The organism is Aquiflexum sp., from assembly GCF_041751335.1.
Lineage (GTDB): Bacteria > Bacteroidota > Bacteroidia > Cytophagales > Cyclobacteriaceae > Aquiflexum.
This window is the reverse complement of record NZ_JBGSXS010000094.1, coordinates 15,441-30,827: the sequence shown is the minus strand read 5'-3', so window position 1 is coordinate 30,827 and position 15,387 is coordinate 15,441. Positions and strand designations below refer to the sequence as shown.

Sequence of the window (15,387 nt, the reverse complement as noted above, 5' to 3'; positions counted from 1 at the left end):
CATCCTGATTTTGCCGGAATTCACTTTACAGGATCTACTGGTGTTTTTCAACATATCTGGAAGACCATTGGGCAAAATATCTTTAAGTATAAGTCCTATCCAAGAATCGTTGGTGAAACTGGTGGAAAGGATTTTGTGATTGCCCATAAATCGGCAAATCCCAAAGCAGTGGCAGTGGGATTGTCAAGGGGAGCTTTTGAATTCCAAGGCCAAAAATGTTCTGCTGCTTCAAGGGCTTATATCCCTTTCAATCTATGGGCTGATGTGAAGAAATATTTATTGGAAGATCTGGCATCTATGAAAATGGGGCCGACGGAAGATTTTACCAATTTCATCAATGCTGTGATTGATGAAAAAGCATTTGATAAAATCTCCAATTATATATCTGAAGCTAAGAAAGCAGATGGCGTGGAAATCATCTCAGGCGGCAATTTTGACAAGTCCAAAGGTTACTTTATCGAACCAACAGTGATTGTAACCAAAGACCCCATGTATACTACTATGTGTGAGGAGATATTTGGTCCAGTTTTGACAATATATGTTTACCAAGCAGAACACTTTGAAGAAGCGTTGGAATTGGTAGATCAGACTTCCCCTTATGCCTTGACAGGTGCTGTTTTCTCCCAAGATCGATATGCCATTGAGTTAGCTACCCAGAAACTGAGAAATGCTGCCGGAAACTTCTATATCAATGACAAACCGACAGGTGCAGTCGTCGGACAGCAACCATTTGGTGGGGCAAGGGCTTCCGGGACCAATGACAAAGCCGGATCCATGATCAACTTACTCAGATGGGTATCACCAAGGACTATTAAGGAAACCTTTGTGTCTCAGGTGGATTATAGGTATCCGTTTTTGGGTAAAGATTGAGGAAAGAAGCAAGAAGCGAGAGATTAGAGACGAGACTTTAGAGACAAGAGACGAGATTTGTGACCTATGGGTCCCCACGGCGGATCCGAAGGTCTTTACCAAGAATCTAAGCCTGTCCCAAGTATCGGGGAGCCAAGATTTGGGAATTGTGATTGATTGGAGGTTAGTGGTAAAATATAAAAAGACCTTCGGATGTATATGATCCGGGGTCTTTTTATTATTATTGATAACTATTGAAATCCGAAAATGGGAATGGACGTTAATAAGTTGTATTCAAGTCCAAAAGCAAATTTTTTTGAAGACCTTTTTTTGCAACATAGTTATTTACATATATTTTTAGTTTTGAAATAAACTTAGATGATATGATAATTTTTGATTTGAGAAATCTGGTGTTATGCTTTGTTGTAATTGCTATTTCTTTTTCCTGTTCAATCAGAAATCCTAAATCCACCGAATTATTCACCGGCGATTTGAAGGAATTTATTGTGGATACCCTTTATCTGGAAAAAGATACCAAGACAAAAATTCTCCCATCTGATTTGACTTACATTGAAATTAATGGGGTGGAGTTTTTATATGCCTTTGTCAATTATAGGCTTCTGAAATATAGTTATACAGACGGGAAATTAATGAACGTACAGGAATTTGAAAAGGAAGGTCCGGATGGCATTGGTACATGGATCTCCGGATATTTGATTACTGAAAATGATATGTTTTTTATTTCTGACAATAAGCAAATAGTGCGATCAGACTTGAACGGAAAAGTGGTGGATCGCATGAAATTTCCTGAAGTGAGTGAAGATAGAATAAGTGCAAATTTCAATACCATGAACGGAAATTCCATCACTTGGATAAGTTCTGAGAAAAAGCTGATTGTCTTGGATGTGCCTTTCGTATTGAAGGAACCAAATCTTTCCTATGAGGATTGGATTTGGGTTTTTGATTTCGATAGCGGGGAGAGTAAGCAGATTTCTTTCAAATATCCGGAAGGATATAAGCAATTTTTGGATGACCCTGAGTTGGGTGTTTATTCCCATAAATATGTTTCAGGGAAGCATTTGATAAGTTTTCCGGCAACAGACTCACTATTGGTTTTAAATGGGGAAAAGAAGTTTTGGGTAGATGGAAAAAGTTCTCATACTTTGATATTTGAAAAGGGAAAAACTGAGCCACACGGGGAATGGACAGTATTTCTTCCAAATCTTAATTCAAGTCGTTACAAATGGTTGCTTCATGATCCCTACCAGAAAATTATCCTGCGTTATCTTGTGATAGGTAATGAAGGAAAAGATGACTTGAAATTGAATAAAACCAGTTTTATCATTTTGGATGAGCAATTGGAGAAAAAAGGGGAGGTGTTTTTTACAAATGAAATGTTTTCAGGATTCGGGTTCTCTACGCCCCAAGGTCTTTATCTCAAATTGATCCCACAGCTAAGTGATGATTTTGAGGGGTATGTAAGGGTTCGAGTAGACATCTGAGGTTTGGGGTTTGACCTTTGGGGTTTTCAGAAACCCGAAGGTCTTTGCCTTTATCATGCCACTTAGATTCTTAAAACACAAGGCTCTTTTTCTATAAATATTGGTGTAAGGGAAAAATGTCCAAATAAACTTTGTGATTTATTTGGACTATGAGGTATCACAAATCCTCAATCAATTTTTCTTTAACTGAGGATACTTACTAATGAAAGCTTTTAAATTACCACATAGAAACATAGGAAACATAGATTTTGATTCGTTCGTTGATGTTGGTTACCTGTAGACTATGTGAGCAATATGACTCCTATATGGTAAAAATAAATTTTCTACAGGTTCTGTTTATAACTTAAAACTATTTCTAAACCTTCGAGGTCTGAAAAAGAATTCAAAGGTTTGGCACCTATCACTTCTTTTTAAACAAAGAATCCACAAATTCTTTTCTGTTGAATACTTGCAGATCGGTCATTTTTTCACCTACACCGATGTATTTCACCGGGATTTTGAATTGGTCGGAGATGCCGATGACTACGCCACCTTTGGCTGTTCCGTCCAATTTGGTGATGGCCAAGGCCGTGATATCTGTAGCTTTGATAAATTCCTGGGCTTGTATAAAGGCATTTTGTCCGGTAGAACCGTCTAGGACCAATAAGATTTCATGGGGAGCATCATCGATGAATTTCTGCATGACTTTTTTTATTTTAGTCAATTCATTCATCAGGTTGACTTTGGTATGTAGTCGGCCTGCGGTATCTACTATGACTACATCTGCACCGGTATCCACTCCTCGTTTTACAGCATCAAAGGCAACTGAGGCCGGATCTGTATTCATACCATGGGAAACCACAGGTACACCAACCCTTTCACCCCAAAGAATCAACTGATCTACTGCGGCAGCTCGAAAAGTATCAGCAGCTCCTAAAATTACAGATTTTCCAGCGCCCTTAAATTGGTGTGCCAATTTGCCGATGGTAGTGGTTTTGCCAACGCCATTGACACCAACTACCATGATCACATAAGGTTTTTTATTAGCAGGCAGATCAAAATCAGAAAGGTCGGCGCTTTTGTTTTCTTCCATCAAGCCCATGATCTCTTCCCTAAGGATGACATCAAGTTCTGTTGTATTTAGGTATTTGTCCTTAGATACGCGTTCTTCTATTCTTCTGATGATTTTGATGGTGGTATCCACACCTACATCTGAGGTTATCAGGATTTCTTCGAGTTCGTCTAGTACTTCCTCATCAACCTTGGATTTGCCGACTACAGCTTTGCTGAGTTTGGAAAAAATATTTTCGCTGGACTTTTGAAGACCTTGATCAAGACTTTCTTTTTTGTCTTTGGTAAAAAAACCGAAAATTCCCATATGTCTAATTGATTATAAATGATCTCCTGATGATACATAACGATCTTTGGATTATTGTCCCAAGTAGATATTTATTGATACTGGATATTATTGGATATTTTGATCTACATATTAAACGTAGAGATAATATTATGCCAAGAATAGCTTGAAAATAATTTTGACTTCAATGTAACAAAAAAGTCCCTTCAAAGACTTTACCTGAAGGGACTTATACTTGCCTCACGGGCAGGATATTATTTTTTCAAAGTATCCTGAACCATTGCGGCTGGAACCATTTCTTCTTTGAAGGTATATGCACCGGTTTTATCAGACTTGATAGCTCTAATTACCTTAGCGTAAGTTACGCCGCCTTCTTTTTTCAGGGTTGCTACTACTTTCTTAGCCATATTATTGAGATTTGTTAGGTTGCCTCAGCAAGAACCTAAATTATTTAATTTCTTTATGTACCGTCATTTTCTTCAAAATTGGGTTGAATTTTTTCAATTCCAATCTCTCAGTAGTGTTCTTACGGTTTTTGGTAGTGATGTACCTTGAAGTACCAGGAAGACCGGTAGCTTTATGCTCCGTACATTCCATTATCACTTGAACTCTGTTACCTTTCTTAGCCATCGCTCTATATTATTTATTGGGTAAACCCGATGTTTATCTAATTACAATGAATCCTTTTTCCTGAGCTTCTTTCAATACGGCAGTGATGCCTTTTTTATTGATAGTTCTTAGGGCTTTGGTACAAACTTTCAACGTGATCCAAGCATCCTCTTCAGGAACATAAAAGCTTTTCTTGTGCAAGTTTGGATAAAACTTACGCTTGGTCTTGTTGTTCGCGTGCGATACATTATTACCTACTCGAGGTCTTTTACCGGTGATGTCACAAACTTTTGCCATGATATATGATCGTATTATTAAAGACGTTTTTCCAATTGAGTTTGCAAATATCGGACTTTTACCTGAATTACCAAGGGCAGGGTTCGAAAATATTCGGTAAAGTTTTTAGATGTGAGACATGAGATGTGAGACGTGAGACACAAGACAGGAGATTTGAGACCTTTGAAATGAGTGATAAGGGTAAAGTTTGTATCAAGTACATTAAGCCAAGTACCAAGAATTGATGAATTTGGAGCTTGATAAATTTTGAAATGTATATAGTGTTTAAGTCCATATAGGACGACATCTGTTTTTCAACTCGATCCCGCCATTAGTACGGGAGAGAAGTCTGAAAACTTTAAGGTTGTATAGATTTCTAGCTTCGTTCGAAAAGAGAAATCAGGGACAACTCAACAACTCAACCCTTCTCCTTATAAGGGCAATGTTTGCAGCCGCTATCACAACAATATCCCCTCCTGAGGTGGTATTGGGCGGTGAAAACCATGAGGCCATTTTCATTGATGTAGTAGTCCCCCGGGATGAGTGATATTGGTGCTGTTGTCTTCTTTTTGGAATTCATTCTTTTATCCTAAAGGCATTTACTATATTTGCCGAAAGTGATTTATACGGTCAAATCTGTCCTTGATTGGGCAGCGAAATTACAAATTTTATGATGGAAACAATAAACTCAAGCAAGCAGGCGATTGTGCTGGAAGACAAGTACGGAGCCCACAACTACCATCCTTTACCGGTAGTGTTGTCAAAAGGTGAAGGTGTTTTTCTTTGGGATGTCGAAGGGAAGAAGTATTATGATTTCCTATCTGCTTATTCTGCCGTCAACCAAGGCCATTGTCACCCAAGAATCAAAAATGCATTGATTGAGCAAGCCGGAACATTGACCTTGACATCAAGGGCATTTTACAATGATATTTTGGGACCGTTTGAGAAATACATCACCGAATATTTTGGTTTTGATAAAGTGTTGCCCATGAATACCGGGGCGGAAGGAGTGGAGACTGCCATCAAGATCGCTAGAAAATGGGGCTATGAAATTAAAGGAGTAGATGAAAACAAAGCTAAAATCATAGTAGCTGAAAACAACTTTCACGGAAGGACTTCCACTATCATCTCATTTTCAAACGATGAAAATGCCAGAAAGAATTTTGGTCCTTATACCCCTGGCTTTATCAAAATACCTTATGATAATATAAAAGCATTAGAGGAAGCGTTGGAAGAGGAGAATGTGGTTGCTTTTTTAGTTGAGCCTATTCAGGGAGAAGCAGGGGTGTATACACCTGCGGATGATTATTTGAGAAGGGTGGCAGAGGTATGTAAATCCAAAAATGTATTGTTCATAGCAGATGAAATCCAGACAGGTATTGCGCGAACAGGTTCGCTGTTGGCAGTTTGTGGCAATTGTACCTGCGAGGGGCATTGTGAAAAACAGGATACTTACATCAAACCGGATATGCTAATTTTGGGCAAGGCAATTTCAGGAGGTTTTTATCCGGTATCGGCAGTGTTGGCAGACAACCATATTATGAATGTAATCAAACCGGGTCAGCACGGGTCCACTTTTGGAGGCAATCCATTAGGAGCAAAGGTTGCGATGACCGCATTGGAAGTTGTCAGGGATGAAAAACTTTCTTTAAATGCCCGGAAATTGGGAAAACTATTCCGGGTAAGAATGCAGAAATTGGTGGACAAATACAAAATCCTAAAGCTTGTACGGGGTAAGGGATTGCTCAATGCTGTCGTTGTCAATGATTCTGAAAACAGTACCACAGCATGGGATATGTGTGTGGCCCTAAAAGACAATGGCCTATTGGCGAAGCCTACCCATGGTAATATCATACGCTTTGCACCACCTTTGGTAATGACCGAGGAACAGTTGCATGAATGCTGTGATATCATAGAGAAGGTGGTGAGAGAGTTTGAAAAGTGAAATCATGAAAAAAGCAGTCATTTTCGATATGGATGGCGTAATCTGCCATACCAATCCCTACCATTCAATGGCATTCAAAGAATTTTTTGCCAAAAGAAATATGTATCCCACTGAGGAGGAGTTTGCACTGCACATGTACGGCAAGAGCAATTCTTATATCATGAGTCATTTTTTTGGTAAGCCAATTTCCGGAGACGAACTATTGGAACTTGAGAATGAAAAGGAGAGTCTGTTCAGGGAGATATATAAGGATAAGATTGACCCTATATCCGGATTTATGGATTTTTTCCATCAATTGAAAACCAATCAATTTCTGACCGGAGTAGCTACTTCAGCACCTTTTGCCAATATGGAACTGATAGCTGGAACCTTGTCTTTGTTTGACTATATGGAATCTGTGTTAGCGAGCGAGGATGTGACCAAACACAAGCCTGACCCACAGATATATCTAAAATCTTCAGCAAACCTTCAAGTTGAGCCTGATTCCTGTTTGGTTTTTGAAGATTCATTTTCAGGAGTGACGGCTGCCAAAAATGCGGGGATGAAAGTGGTTGGAGTCCTTTCTTCTCATAGCAAGAAAGAATTGCCGATATGCGATTTGTATATCCAGGACTTCAGAGAAGTTGATGTGGAGAAGGTGTTGGGGTTGTTGAATTAAATAGTTGGAAGACGGAAGTCCGAAAAGTCCTGTATTTGATATTTGACTGATAATTTTAGTAGGAGTGAGCTTATTTATAAAATATCAAAAAATCCCTTGAATGGGGTGGAAGCACTGCGTGCTTCCACCCCATTCAAGGGATTTTTACTTAACAATTTTTTAAGTATTATTTAACATTGGACATGTGTTAACATTTACTTAACACAGCCAAATTTCTACCCAGCCCTCCTTTTTCAACCATTTTCAATCTTTCGGTTAACTCTGATCTGTTTTGAATCAAAAAGGGATATTATCCGATAACAATTTGATAATATTAGCCTCATCATAAAGAAATATAGGTTCCCCACTTTTGTGTCGCTGTACAAATAGTATTCACTACTTAAATCATCTTCTTAAATGCGGATAAAATTCGCAGGGACCATTATCTTGTTGATAATGATTTTCACGGACGTTTTTGCAAGGGACGTTCATGAAGACACCCTTAGCACACATGAGACTACTCCTGTGATCAAAAAACCATGGTTTGAAACCATTCAATTACGTGGCTATGCACAGTTACGTTACAATGGTTTCTTTGAAACCAATCCTGGCTTGCAATGTGATCAATGTGACAAATCCTGGGGAGGCGATGGAGGAGGCTTTTTCTTCCGTCGGATCAGGATGATTTTTTATGGACAAATTCATGAAAGGGTCTACATGTATATTCAGCCTGACTTTGCCTCGAATGGGGGTAATTTTGCCCAGATTCGTGATGCCTATTTTGACTTGGGCTTGGATCAAAAACAGGAATTCAGACTTAGAATAGGTCAATCCAAAGTACCCTTTGGATTTGAAAACCTACAATCAAGTCAAAACAGGATCCCATTGGACAGGAATGACGGATTGAATTCTGCTGTGGCCAACGAACGTGATATCGGGGTAATGTTTTATTATGCACCTACAGAAATCCGTCAGAGATTCAGCCAATTGGTTTCTTCCGGTCTGAAAGGATCTGGTGATTATGGGCTTTTTGGATTGGGAGTTTACAACGGCCAGACTGCCAACGCTCCTGAAAAAAACAAATCATTCCATTTGGTTTCAAGGGCGACTTATCCATGGGAATTGACATCAGGACAAATTATTGAGACATCTTTCCAAGCATACACTGGTAAATTTGTGATCAACCGAAATCCCCAAACGGACTTTGATCAGACTGAATTTTCGGAATACCGTTACGGGCCATCATTGATTATTTATCCGCAGCCATTTGGATTGCAAGCGGAATTCAATTGGGGAAGAGGACCGGAAATTAATCCTGAAACCAATACGGTGGAAGATGCACCACTACGTGGTGGCTATGTCATGGCTACTTATATGTTGAAATCAAACTCTGATATTTTCATTCCTTTTACAAGGTACCACTATTACAAAGGGGGCAAAAAGCATGAGTTGGATGCTACTAGGCATCGGGTCAATGAATTGGAAATTGGGGTGGAATGGCAACCACACAAAGCTTTTGAGTTGGTAGCTATGTACACCATTTCGGACAGAACATTTGAAAACTCATTGAATCCTGATAACAGGCAAAAAGGAAGTCTGTTGAGATTGCAGGCGCAGGTCAATTTCTAGAAATAAAGTTTAGTCTATATATGTGTAAAGCAGGTCAAGATTTTGGCCTGTTTTTTTTCCCGCAACTTATTGATATCAATGATCAATGAAATTGGTTACTTGATTGGAATGAAATTGGAAATATATTTGCTTGCACACTAGAATCAATCAAAACCATTTCTTGCCCTCATGAAAATTCTATTCAATTTTTTCCTCATCCCTCTCTTGTTTTTGCAGGGGCATTTCTATCAAAATTCTATTGAAGAACTTAGACTTAACAATTCCCAACATGTAGACAATTTCCGGGAGTACCTCAATGGTTTTATTGGCAGTGATGAATTCCCCACTTTATTGGAAAATGAAATACTGATTGTCAATTTATGGGCTACTTGGTGCGGTCCATGTATTCAGGAAATACCCGAACTGAATGAACTTGTGGAAAAATACAGGGATCAAAATATCCGTTTTCTGGCATTTTCTGATGAAAGTAAAGAGGTTTTTGAGAAATTTAAGAAAAGAAGACCATCATTTGAATTCAGTTTCGAGAAAAGTTTTGAGAATGTAGGAGCTTTGGAAGCATTGATGAAATTGGACAAAGAATATCAGGGCAGAGCGATTCCCTTACATATTTTGGTTAAGAAAGACGGCAGTGTCAAAGAAGTTTTTGTTGGAGGTTCCAAATATGATTTGCAGCGGATTGAAAGATTTATCAAAAAGGAAATTAGAAGTAAAAAGTAATTTACCTTTGGCTTTTTGTTTTAAAGCAAAGTAACAGACTGAAGATTTAAAAAGTTTTGGATGGGAGAGATATTGGAAACCAAAGAATTGACCAAAAAATACGGCAATCAGCGTGCATTGGATGGATTGAATTTTGGTCTGAAGAAAGGTCAGGTCCTTGGGGTCATAGGCCCAAATGGCAGTGGAAAGACTACTTTGTTCAGCATAGTTTTAGGGCTCAGAAAAGCTTCCTCAGGCTCTTTTACCATTTTGGGAAGTAATGATCCTGAGGAAGTCAGAAATAGGGTAGGTGTAATTCTGGATCAGGGTAATTTTTACCGGAATATTTCTGCCAAAAAAAACCTGACGATTTCTGCGATGACAAAAGGCGTGGACTTGTCGAGGGTAGATCTGCTCCTCGAAAAAGTAGGATTGGGTCATGTGGGGAATAAAAGCTTTAAGAATTTTTCTTACGGTATGAAAAAAAGATTGGAAGTGGCGGATGCTTTATTGGCCCAACCTGAATTTGTAATTATGGATGAACCCACGAATGGACTTGATCCCGAGGGGATCATTTTCATCAGGGATTTGATTATTCAGTTACAAAGTGAAGGAAAGACAGTAATGCTTTCGAGCCATTACCTGGATGAAGTAGAAAAAGTCTGCACTGATTTTTTGATCTTAAAAAACGGAAAAAATATTTTTCATGGAAGCAAAGAAGCAGTCAAAGATAATTTCAAATCCCTTGAATCAGTATTTACCAATAAATTTTGATCAGATGACGTTACCACAAATGTTGAAAATTGAAATTTATAAGCTGGAACGCTTTGATTTCTATTTGTTTGCGGGATTATACCTTTTGATGATCATTGCTATTCCTTTTGGGGTCAATTCAATTTTTGGTAATGCAATATCATCTACCGAGTCGGTGAAGTTTATGCATATGGTGAGCATCAAACTGATGTTTTTTGGCACCCTAGTGGCCGTTTCAAGAGAATATACTAATCAGGTAAACCGAAAGAGATTGCTTAATGGATACAGACGACATGAGTTATTCCTTTCCCAATTGATTACGGTCGGCCTTTATGTAATGGCTATTATGGTCTTGTCCTTGTTGTCCATTCCAATATTAGGATTGATTATAGGAGGATTCTCCGGATTTTTGGATATTCCTTGGTTTTGGTATACAGGTCTTTTGCTCAGTAATATAGCTTGGGGACTTTTCGCGGTTTTTCTTGTCAATATTTTCAAGAGGGCACTTTGGGCCATATTGGTTTATTTTGCGATCAGTGTTATTGAAATCCCATTGAAAATTGCAGGTCAGTTTCAATTGGCATCCGGAGGAAAGGATAATATGGTGTATTTTGCCCAAATGGAATTGTTTAATAAATTCCAGACTTTTGAAGGCCTGAACTTTACTTTGGTCATTGCACTCATAGTTTATTTACTCTTGTATCAATTTGGGTCACTGTTAATCATTAAAAGGAGGGATTTTTGATTTATGCTTAAATCAAACCTGATGACACTTTAGATGATCGAATCGTAAGATTTTTTTATATGACCATTATTTAGCTTTACTTATTCTTAAAATGAAAGTGAAATTTTTATTCTTATTAAAGAGAGTAAAAATAAAAATGGTTTTTATCATAATAGTATCTTTGAGAAAAATCGAATTACCATGCTAAGAAGACCAAGAAGAAACCGAAAGTCGCAAACCATCCGCAATATGGTTGAAGAAACGAGGCTTTCTGTCAAAGACTTTATTTTCCCAATGTTTTTGATAGATGGGGTAAACCAAAAAATCGAGGTAGCTTCTATGCCAGGCATATTCAGGTATTCATTGGACCTGATGCTGAAAGAAATAGGGGAATGCATGGAGTTGGGCATCATGGCTTTTGACATTTTTCCTGCATACCCAGAAAGTAAAAAGGATAGATTTGCCACAGAAAGCCATAATCCTGAGACTTTTTACCTAAAGGCAATCCATAAAATCAAAATTACCTTTCCTGAAGCAGTGGTCATGACTGATGTGGCCATGGACCCTTATAGCTCTGATGGGCATGATGGCTTGGTTGAGAATGGGAGAATAATGAATGATGAGACTTTGGAGATATTGGCAAAAATGTCTTTGGCACAAGCTAGGGCAGGGGCTGATATTTTAGGCCCTTCTGACATGATGGATGGAAGGGTTGGATTTATAAGGAGCATGTTAGATGACAATGGTTTTAATAATGTCTCGATAATGTCATATACGGCGAAATATGCTTCGGCTTTCTACGGTCCATTCCGGGATGCTTTGGATTCGGCGCCGAAGATGGGAGATAAGAAAACCTATCAGATGGATCCTGCCAATTACTATGAAGCCTTGATAGAAGCCGATTTGGATACTGAAGAAGGTGCAGATTTTTTGATGGTGAAGCCGGCTTTGGCTTATTTGGATGTGATACGACTATTGAAAGACAATTCCAATCTCCCTATAGCTGCATACAATGTCAGTGGAGAATATGCCATGATTAAAGCCTCAGCCCAAAGAGGTTGGCTGGACGGTGAAAGGGCAATGTTAGAATCCCTTCTTAGTATCAAAAGGGCAGGTGCCAATGTCATCCTAAGCTATTTTGCCAAAGAGTTTGCCCAAATTCAAATTGGTAAAGGTCAATGATAAAATAATTGGATACTTTCCTATAATTTGGTTAAGTTGTTTTAATACATCAGTGGTTGATTTTTAACCAATATTCTGAATATTTATGAGAAAAATAAATTTGATAGTTAAAATTTGATCTGATTTTTCAAAAATTATAAATTAATTCCCAATTTTTGGTTTACAAAACACCTTATTTAAAAAAATATTGTAAAAATTGAATTTTTTTTACTGCACAAAAACAATAATTTTTATTTTTTAATTGTCCAAATTTAAGTTTTTTGAAAATTATCAAATTTAAAAATCGTATAATTTTAATTGAATATAATAATATTCTGTTTATAAAAAACCGGAATCGATTGCGAAGAAGAAATATTTTTATGCAAATACTTTTGTGAAGTATTCAATACCTATCAATGAGGGATAGTAATTGAATTAATCAAAAAAATAGAAGATAATTTATATAAAGACCGTAATTAAATGATGTATTAGTTACATATATCGTAATAGATGTGTTATTTTTTAATAAAAAATGTATTTAGATTTAGATGTAAATTATACTCAAACCTATCAAAATTTCTAAAAATTTAGCCTATGAAGTGGATTCATTTGACACTCGCTCAGGTGAGCGATTCGCCCGGGATTTCTGACTTAAGTGTAGAAATAGCCCAAAATGTTTTGACCACCAATAATGTATGGATGATGCTCTGTACTGCATTGGTATTCATTATGCACCTTGGATTTGCCGGAGTGGAGACCGGATTTGGCCAGGCAAAAAATACAGTAAATATATTGTTTAAAAATACAATTACTCCGATTATCGGAATTGTAACTTATGCTGCATTGGGGTTTTTCCTGATGTATCCTGGATTTGAAACCCCCGGTTGGTTTGGTTTTGATGCTTCGGGCTGGAGCATGTTTTGGTTTAGTCCTGCTGATGCTGATATCACCTCGGGGTATGCGGATGGGGGATATACTTATTGGACAGACTTTCTGTTTCAGGCAATGTTTGCTGCCACAGCTGCCACAATAGTTTCAGGTGCAATAGCTGAAAGGGTAAAAATATCAGCTTACTTGATATTCACTTTGATATTTGTTGGAATTGTTTATCCTCTCATCGGAAGTTGGAAATGGGGTGGTGGGGCATTGGATGACATGGGTTTCTACGATTTTGCGGGTTCTACTTTAGTCCATTCAGTTGGGGGTTGGGGAGCACTAGCAGGTGTTATTTTGGTCGGTCCGCGTATTGGTAAATATGTAAATGGCAAAACTGTAGAAAAGCCCGGTGCCAGTGTGCCATTAGCAGCGATAGGGGTATTCATGCTATGGTTTGGATGGTTTGGTTTTAATGGAGGATCAGTACTATCTGCTGATCCGGGACTCGTTTCAATAGTTCTAGTAGTGACCTGCCTTGGAGCAGCTACAGGTGGACTTGGAGGATTTTTGGCAGCCTACTTTGCATTCAAAAGACTGGATCTTGGAATGTTATTGAACGGTATCCTGGCTGGTTTGGTGGGAATAACTGCAGGTGCAGACGTCTTTGCCCCATCATCTGCGATTTTGATAGGATTTATTTCAGGTATTCTGGTTGTATTTTCCGCCATATTTTTGGATAAACTGAAATTGGATGATGTTGTAGGTGCCGTTTCAGTGCACCTTACCTGCGGCATATGGGGAACTTTGGCAGTTGGGATTTTTTCCACCAATCCTGACCATTCCTTTATCACTCAATTGATCGGTGTAGCCATTTGCGGGGCAACGGCATTTATTGCCGCATTTGCAATTTTCTATATCCTAAAAGTTTCTGTAGGAATAAGGGTTTCAGAACAACATGAAAGAAGTGGTTTGGATTCCCACGAACACGGTATAAGAGGTTATACCATCGTATATGACGAATAAGTCATACATAATAAGAAAATAAAAAAAAAGCAAGAACCCTGCCCAAGGAAAAAAACGCGACTCTCTTTCTGATTGGGTCAGGGTTCTCTTCAGCAAAACTATGTTTAACCGATAATCAAAACTAAAATGAAAAATTCTTATGCACTAATAATATTTCTATTATTAATAATTTCTATGCCCGCAATTGCTCAATATGAAGAAGAGGAAGATAAGGGAAGCTTTACATTCTCAGGTTCTGCGGATGTTTATTTCAGGAAAAATCTTAACGCTCCCACCAAAGGAGAATTTGCCCAATCACCTGCAACTTCATTTGGAAACCTGCCCGGAATTTCATTGGGGATGTTCAATCTTATCTCAACATACCAAGGAAAAAATGTAGGGGTTGTCGCTGATTTAGTCTTTGGGCCAAGAGGTGAAGATGCCGTTTTTAAATCCCCGATGAATACCGGAGGATTTGGTGGAAGTTCCCAAATTATCAATCAGCTATATGTGTATTGGACTGTTTCGGATGCGGTGACCTTGTCTTTTGGGAATTTCAATACCTATTTAGGTTATGAGGTGATTTCCCCAACAGGCAATTTCAATTACTCTACATCCTATATGTTTTCATATGGTCCCTTTTCACATACAGGTATAAAGGCAGATTTTACCTTATCAGACAAATTTTCCTTTATGGCATCTCTGATGAATCCCACGGATATGACGGAATTCAATAATTTGGAAAGTTATACTTTAGGTGCACAAATAGGCTACACTGGTGAAAAGGGAAGCACTTATTTGAATTTCTTGTATGGAGATCAAGATGGCACTTTTGATTTGGATTTTCCTTTGAGTGTTGGTGAAATATCAGCAGGGAAGACTTTTCAGGTTGATTTGACTACAGGATTTGACCTGACAGATAAATTTTACCTTGGCTTTAATACAACATACAATACGATTTCAACTGGAGAAATAGTGACCCCAACAAGTGATGTTGAAGATGTAAGTGGTAATGCTTCAGGTTTCTATGGAGCAGCCATCTATCTTCAGTCACAGTTATCTGAAAAATTAAAAATCGGTGCTCGTGGTGAATATTTCTCAGTATTCAATACCGGTGTGGACGGCGCAATCGGATTGAACGGTGCCGGCGATGGGAATGTGTTGGCGCTCACTTTAACTGGGAATGTTAAGGTATCAAAGAATTTTACACTAATACCTGAAATAAGGATGGATGCCACTTCCGAAAACTCCTTTGTGAACAATTCTTTAGATCCTTCAAAGAATCTTTCCTCCTTTCTCTTGGCTGCGGTATTCTCCTTTTAAATAGGTTATTTTTTTAAAGTTTTTCCCAAAACTTATCTCCTTTAAATGGAGGTTGGTTTTGGATTTTTT

The 15,387-nt window shown here is 38.2% G+C and carries 16 protein-coding genes; 11 read left to right on the top strand and 5 right to left on the bottom strand.

The features are described from left to right. A partial coding sequence (locus ACEW8U_RS05660; protein ID WP_373521065.1) for an aldehyde dehydrogenase family protein occupies positions 1-870 on the top strand: 870 nt, incomplete at its 5' end. A gap of 362 nt (positions 871-1,232) precedes the next feature. Then, on the top strand, positions 1,233-2,351 hold the full coding sequence (locus ACEW8U_RS05655) for a DUF4221 family protein (RefSeq protein ID WP_373521064.1): 1,119 nt from the start codon (positions 1,233-1,235) through the stop codon (positions 2,349-2,351). A 400-nt stretch (positions 2,352-2,751) separates the two neighbouring features. Here the strand turns inward: ACEW8U_RS05655 and ftsY are convergent, their stop codons facing one another. The 5 genes from ftsY to ACEW8U_RS05630 form a co-directional block, all read right to left on the bottom strand. Further along, positions 2,752-3,708, bottom strand: coding sequence for a signal recognition particle-docking protein FtsY (ftsY, locus tag ACEW8U_RS05650; protein WP_373521063.1), 957 nt, complete (start codon positions 3,706-3,708; stop codon positions 2,752-2,754). A 233-nt stretch (positions 3,709-3,941) separates the two neighbouring features. After that, positions 3,942-4,094, bottom strand: a complete 153-nt coding sequence (locus ACEW8U_RS05645; RefSeq protein ID WP_373521062.1) for a DUF4295 domain-containing protein — start codon at positions 4,092-4,094, stop codon at positions 3,942-3,944. Positions 4,095-4,134: 40 nt separating this feature from the next. Further along, positions 4,135-4,317: a 50S ribosomal protein L33 gene (gene rpmG / locus ACEW8U_RS05640; RefSeq protein ID WP_084120252.1), complete on the bottom strand. Its 183-nt coding sequence runs from the start codon at positions 4,315-4,317 to the stop codon at positions 4,135-4,137. Between the two features lie 33 nt (positions 4,318-4,350). Next, positions 4,351-4,593, bottom strand: a complete 243-nt coding sequence (gene rpmB, locus ACEW8U_RS05635) for a 50S ribosomal protein L28 (protein WP_373521061.1) — start codon at positions 4,591-4,593, stop codon at positions 4,351-4,353. A gap of 397 nt (positions 4,594-4,990) precedes the next feature. Continuing rightward, positions 4,991-5,077 (bottom strand): DUF5522 domain-containing protein, encoded by an 87-nt coding sequence (locus ACEW8U_RS05630; protein WP_373521066.1) that lies wholly within the window; start codon positions 5,075-5,077, stop codon positions 4,991-4,993. 165 nt (positions 5,078-5,242) lie between these two features. Between ACEW8U_RS05630 and rocD the strand changes: the two genes are divergently transcribed. The 9 genes from rocD (at position 5,243) to ACEW8U_RS05585 (ending at position 15,318) form a co-directional block, all read left to right on the top strand. Next, positions 5,243-6,517 carry an ornithine--oxo-acid transaminase gene (gene rocD, locus ACEW8U_RS05625; RefSeq protein WP_373521060.1) on the top strand — a complete coding sequence of 425 codons (1,275 nt, stop codon included), beginning with the start codon at positions 5,243-5,245 and terminating at the stop codon, positions 6,515-6,517. A 4-nt stretch (positions 6,518-6,521) separates the two neighbouring features. After that, positions 6,522-7,175, top strand: a complete 654-nt coding sequence (locus tag ACEW8U_RS05620; RefSeq protein WP_373521059.1) for an HAD family hydrolase — start codon at positions 6,522-6,524, stop codon at positions 7,173-7,175. 396 nt (positions 7,176-7,571) lie between these two features. Continuing rightward, positions 7,572-8,783 (top strand): porin, encoded by a 1,212-nt coding sequence (locus tag ACEW8U_RS05615; protein ID WP_373521058.1) that lies wholly within the window; start codon positions 7,572-7,574, stop codon positions 8,781-8,783. 168 nt (positions 8,784-8,951) lie between these two features. Next, entirely contained in the window at positions 8,952-9,500 is a 549-nt protein-coding gene (locus tag ACEW8U_RS05610; RefSeq protein ID WP_373521057.1) for a TlpA family protein disulfide reductase, read from the top strand. A gap of 60 nt (positions 9,501-9,560) precedes the next feature. Then, complete coding sequence (locus ACEW8U_RS05605; RefSeq protein WP_373521056.1) at positions 9,561-10,253, top strand: ABC transporter ATP-binding protein; 693 nt, start codon at positions 9,561-9,563, stop codon at positions 10,251-10,253. Between the two features lie 4 nt (positions 10,254-10,257). Further along, positions 10,258-10,977 carry a hypothetical protein gene (locus ACEW8U_RS05600; protein ID WP_373521055.1) on the top strand — a complete coding sequence of 240 codons (720 nt, stop codon included), beginning with the start codon at positions 10,258-10,260 and terminating at the stop codon, positions 10,975-10,977. Between the two features lie 180 nt (positions 10,978-11,157). Beyond that, positions 11,158-12,138 (top strand): porphobilinogen synthase, encoded by a 981-nt coding sequence (gene hemB, locus ACEW8U_RS05595; protein WP_373521054.1) that lies wholly within the window; start codon positions 11,158-11,160, stop codon positions 12,136-12,138. Positions 12,139-12,711: 573 nt separating this feature from the next. Further along, complete coding sequence (locus tag ACEW8U_RS05590) at positions 12,712-14,016, top strand: ammonium transporter (RefSeq protein ID WP_373521053.1); 1,305 nt, start codon at positions 12,712-12,714, stop codon at positions 14,014-14,016. 126 nt (positions 14,017-14,142) lie between these two features. After that, positions 14,143-15,318 carry a porin gene (locus ACEW8U_RS05585; RefSeq protein ID WP_373521052.1) on the top strand — a complete coding sequence of 392 codons (1,176 nt, stop codon included), beginning with the start codon at positions 14,143-14,145 and terminating at the stop codon, positions 15,316-15,318. Positions 15,319-15,387: the final 69 nt, after the last annotated feature.

What these genes read in the sequence shown, in the direction of transcription:
- rpmG (WP_084120252.1), bottom strand. Translation starts at nt 4,317, where the DNA reads ATGGCTAAGAAAGGTAACAGAGTTCAAGTGATAATGGAATGTACGGAG.
- ftsY (WP_373521063.1), bottom strand. Translation starts at nt 3,708, where the DNA reads ATGGGAATTTTCGGTTTTTTTACCAAAGACAAAAAAGAAAGTCTTGAT.
- ACEW8U_RS05600 (WP_373521055.1), top strand. Translation starts at nt 10,258, where the DNA reads ATGACGTTACCACAAATGTTGAAAATTGAAATTTATAAGCTGGAACGC.
- ACEW8U_RS05615 (WP_373521058.1), top strand. Translation starts at nt 7,572, where the DNA reads ATGCGGATAAAATTCGCAGGGACCATTATCTTGTTGATAATGATTTTC.
- hemB (WP_373521054.1), top strand. Translation starts at nt 11,158, where the DNA reads ATGCTAAGAAGACCAAGAAGAAACCGAAAGTCGCAAACCATCCGCAAT.
- ACEW8U_RS05585 (WP_373521052.1), top strand. Translation starts at nt 14,143, where the DNA reads ATGAAAAATTCTTATGCACTAATAATATTTCTATTATTAATAATTTCT.
- ACEW8U_RS05610 (WP_373521057.1), top strand. Translation starts at nt 8,952, where the DNA reads ATGAAAATTCTATTCAATTTTTTCCTCATCCCTCTCTTGTTTTTGCAG.
- ACEW8U_RS05590 (WP_373521053.1), top strand. Translation starts at nt 12,712, where the DNA reads ATGAAGTGGATTCATTTGACACTCGCTCAGGTGAGCGATTCGCCCGGG.
- ACEW8U_RS05630 (WP_373521066.1), bottom strand. Translation starts at nt 5,077, where the DNA reads ATGGTTTTCACCGCCCAATACCACCTCAGGAGGGGATATTGTTGTGAT.
- ACEW8U_RS05655 (WP_373521064.1), top strand. Translation starts at nt 1,233, where the DNA reads ATGATAATTTTTGATTTGAGAAATCTGGTGTTATGCTTTGTTGTAATT.
- rocD (WP_373521060.1), top strand. Translation starts at nt 5,243, where the DNA reads ATGATGGAAACAATAAACTCAAGCAAGCAGGCGATTGTGCTGGAAGAC.
- rpmB (WP_373521061.1), bottom strand. Translation starts at nt 4,593, where the DNA reads ATGGCAAAAGTTTGTGACATCACCGGTAAAAGACCTCGAGTAGGTAAT.
- ACEW8U_RS05605 (WP_373521056.1), top strand. Translation starts at nt 9,561, where the DNA reads ATGGGAGAGATATTGGAAACCAAAGAATTGACCAAAAAATACGGCAAT.
- ACEW8U_RS05620 (WP_373521059.1), top strand. Translation starts at nt 6,522, where the DNA reads ATGAAAAAAGCAGTCATTTTCGATATGGATGGCGTAATCTGCCATACC.
- ACEW8U_RS05645 (WP_373521062.1), bottom strand. Translation starts at nt 4,094, where the DNA reads ATGGCTAAGAAAGTAGTAGCAACCCTGAAAAAAGAAGGCGGCGTAACT.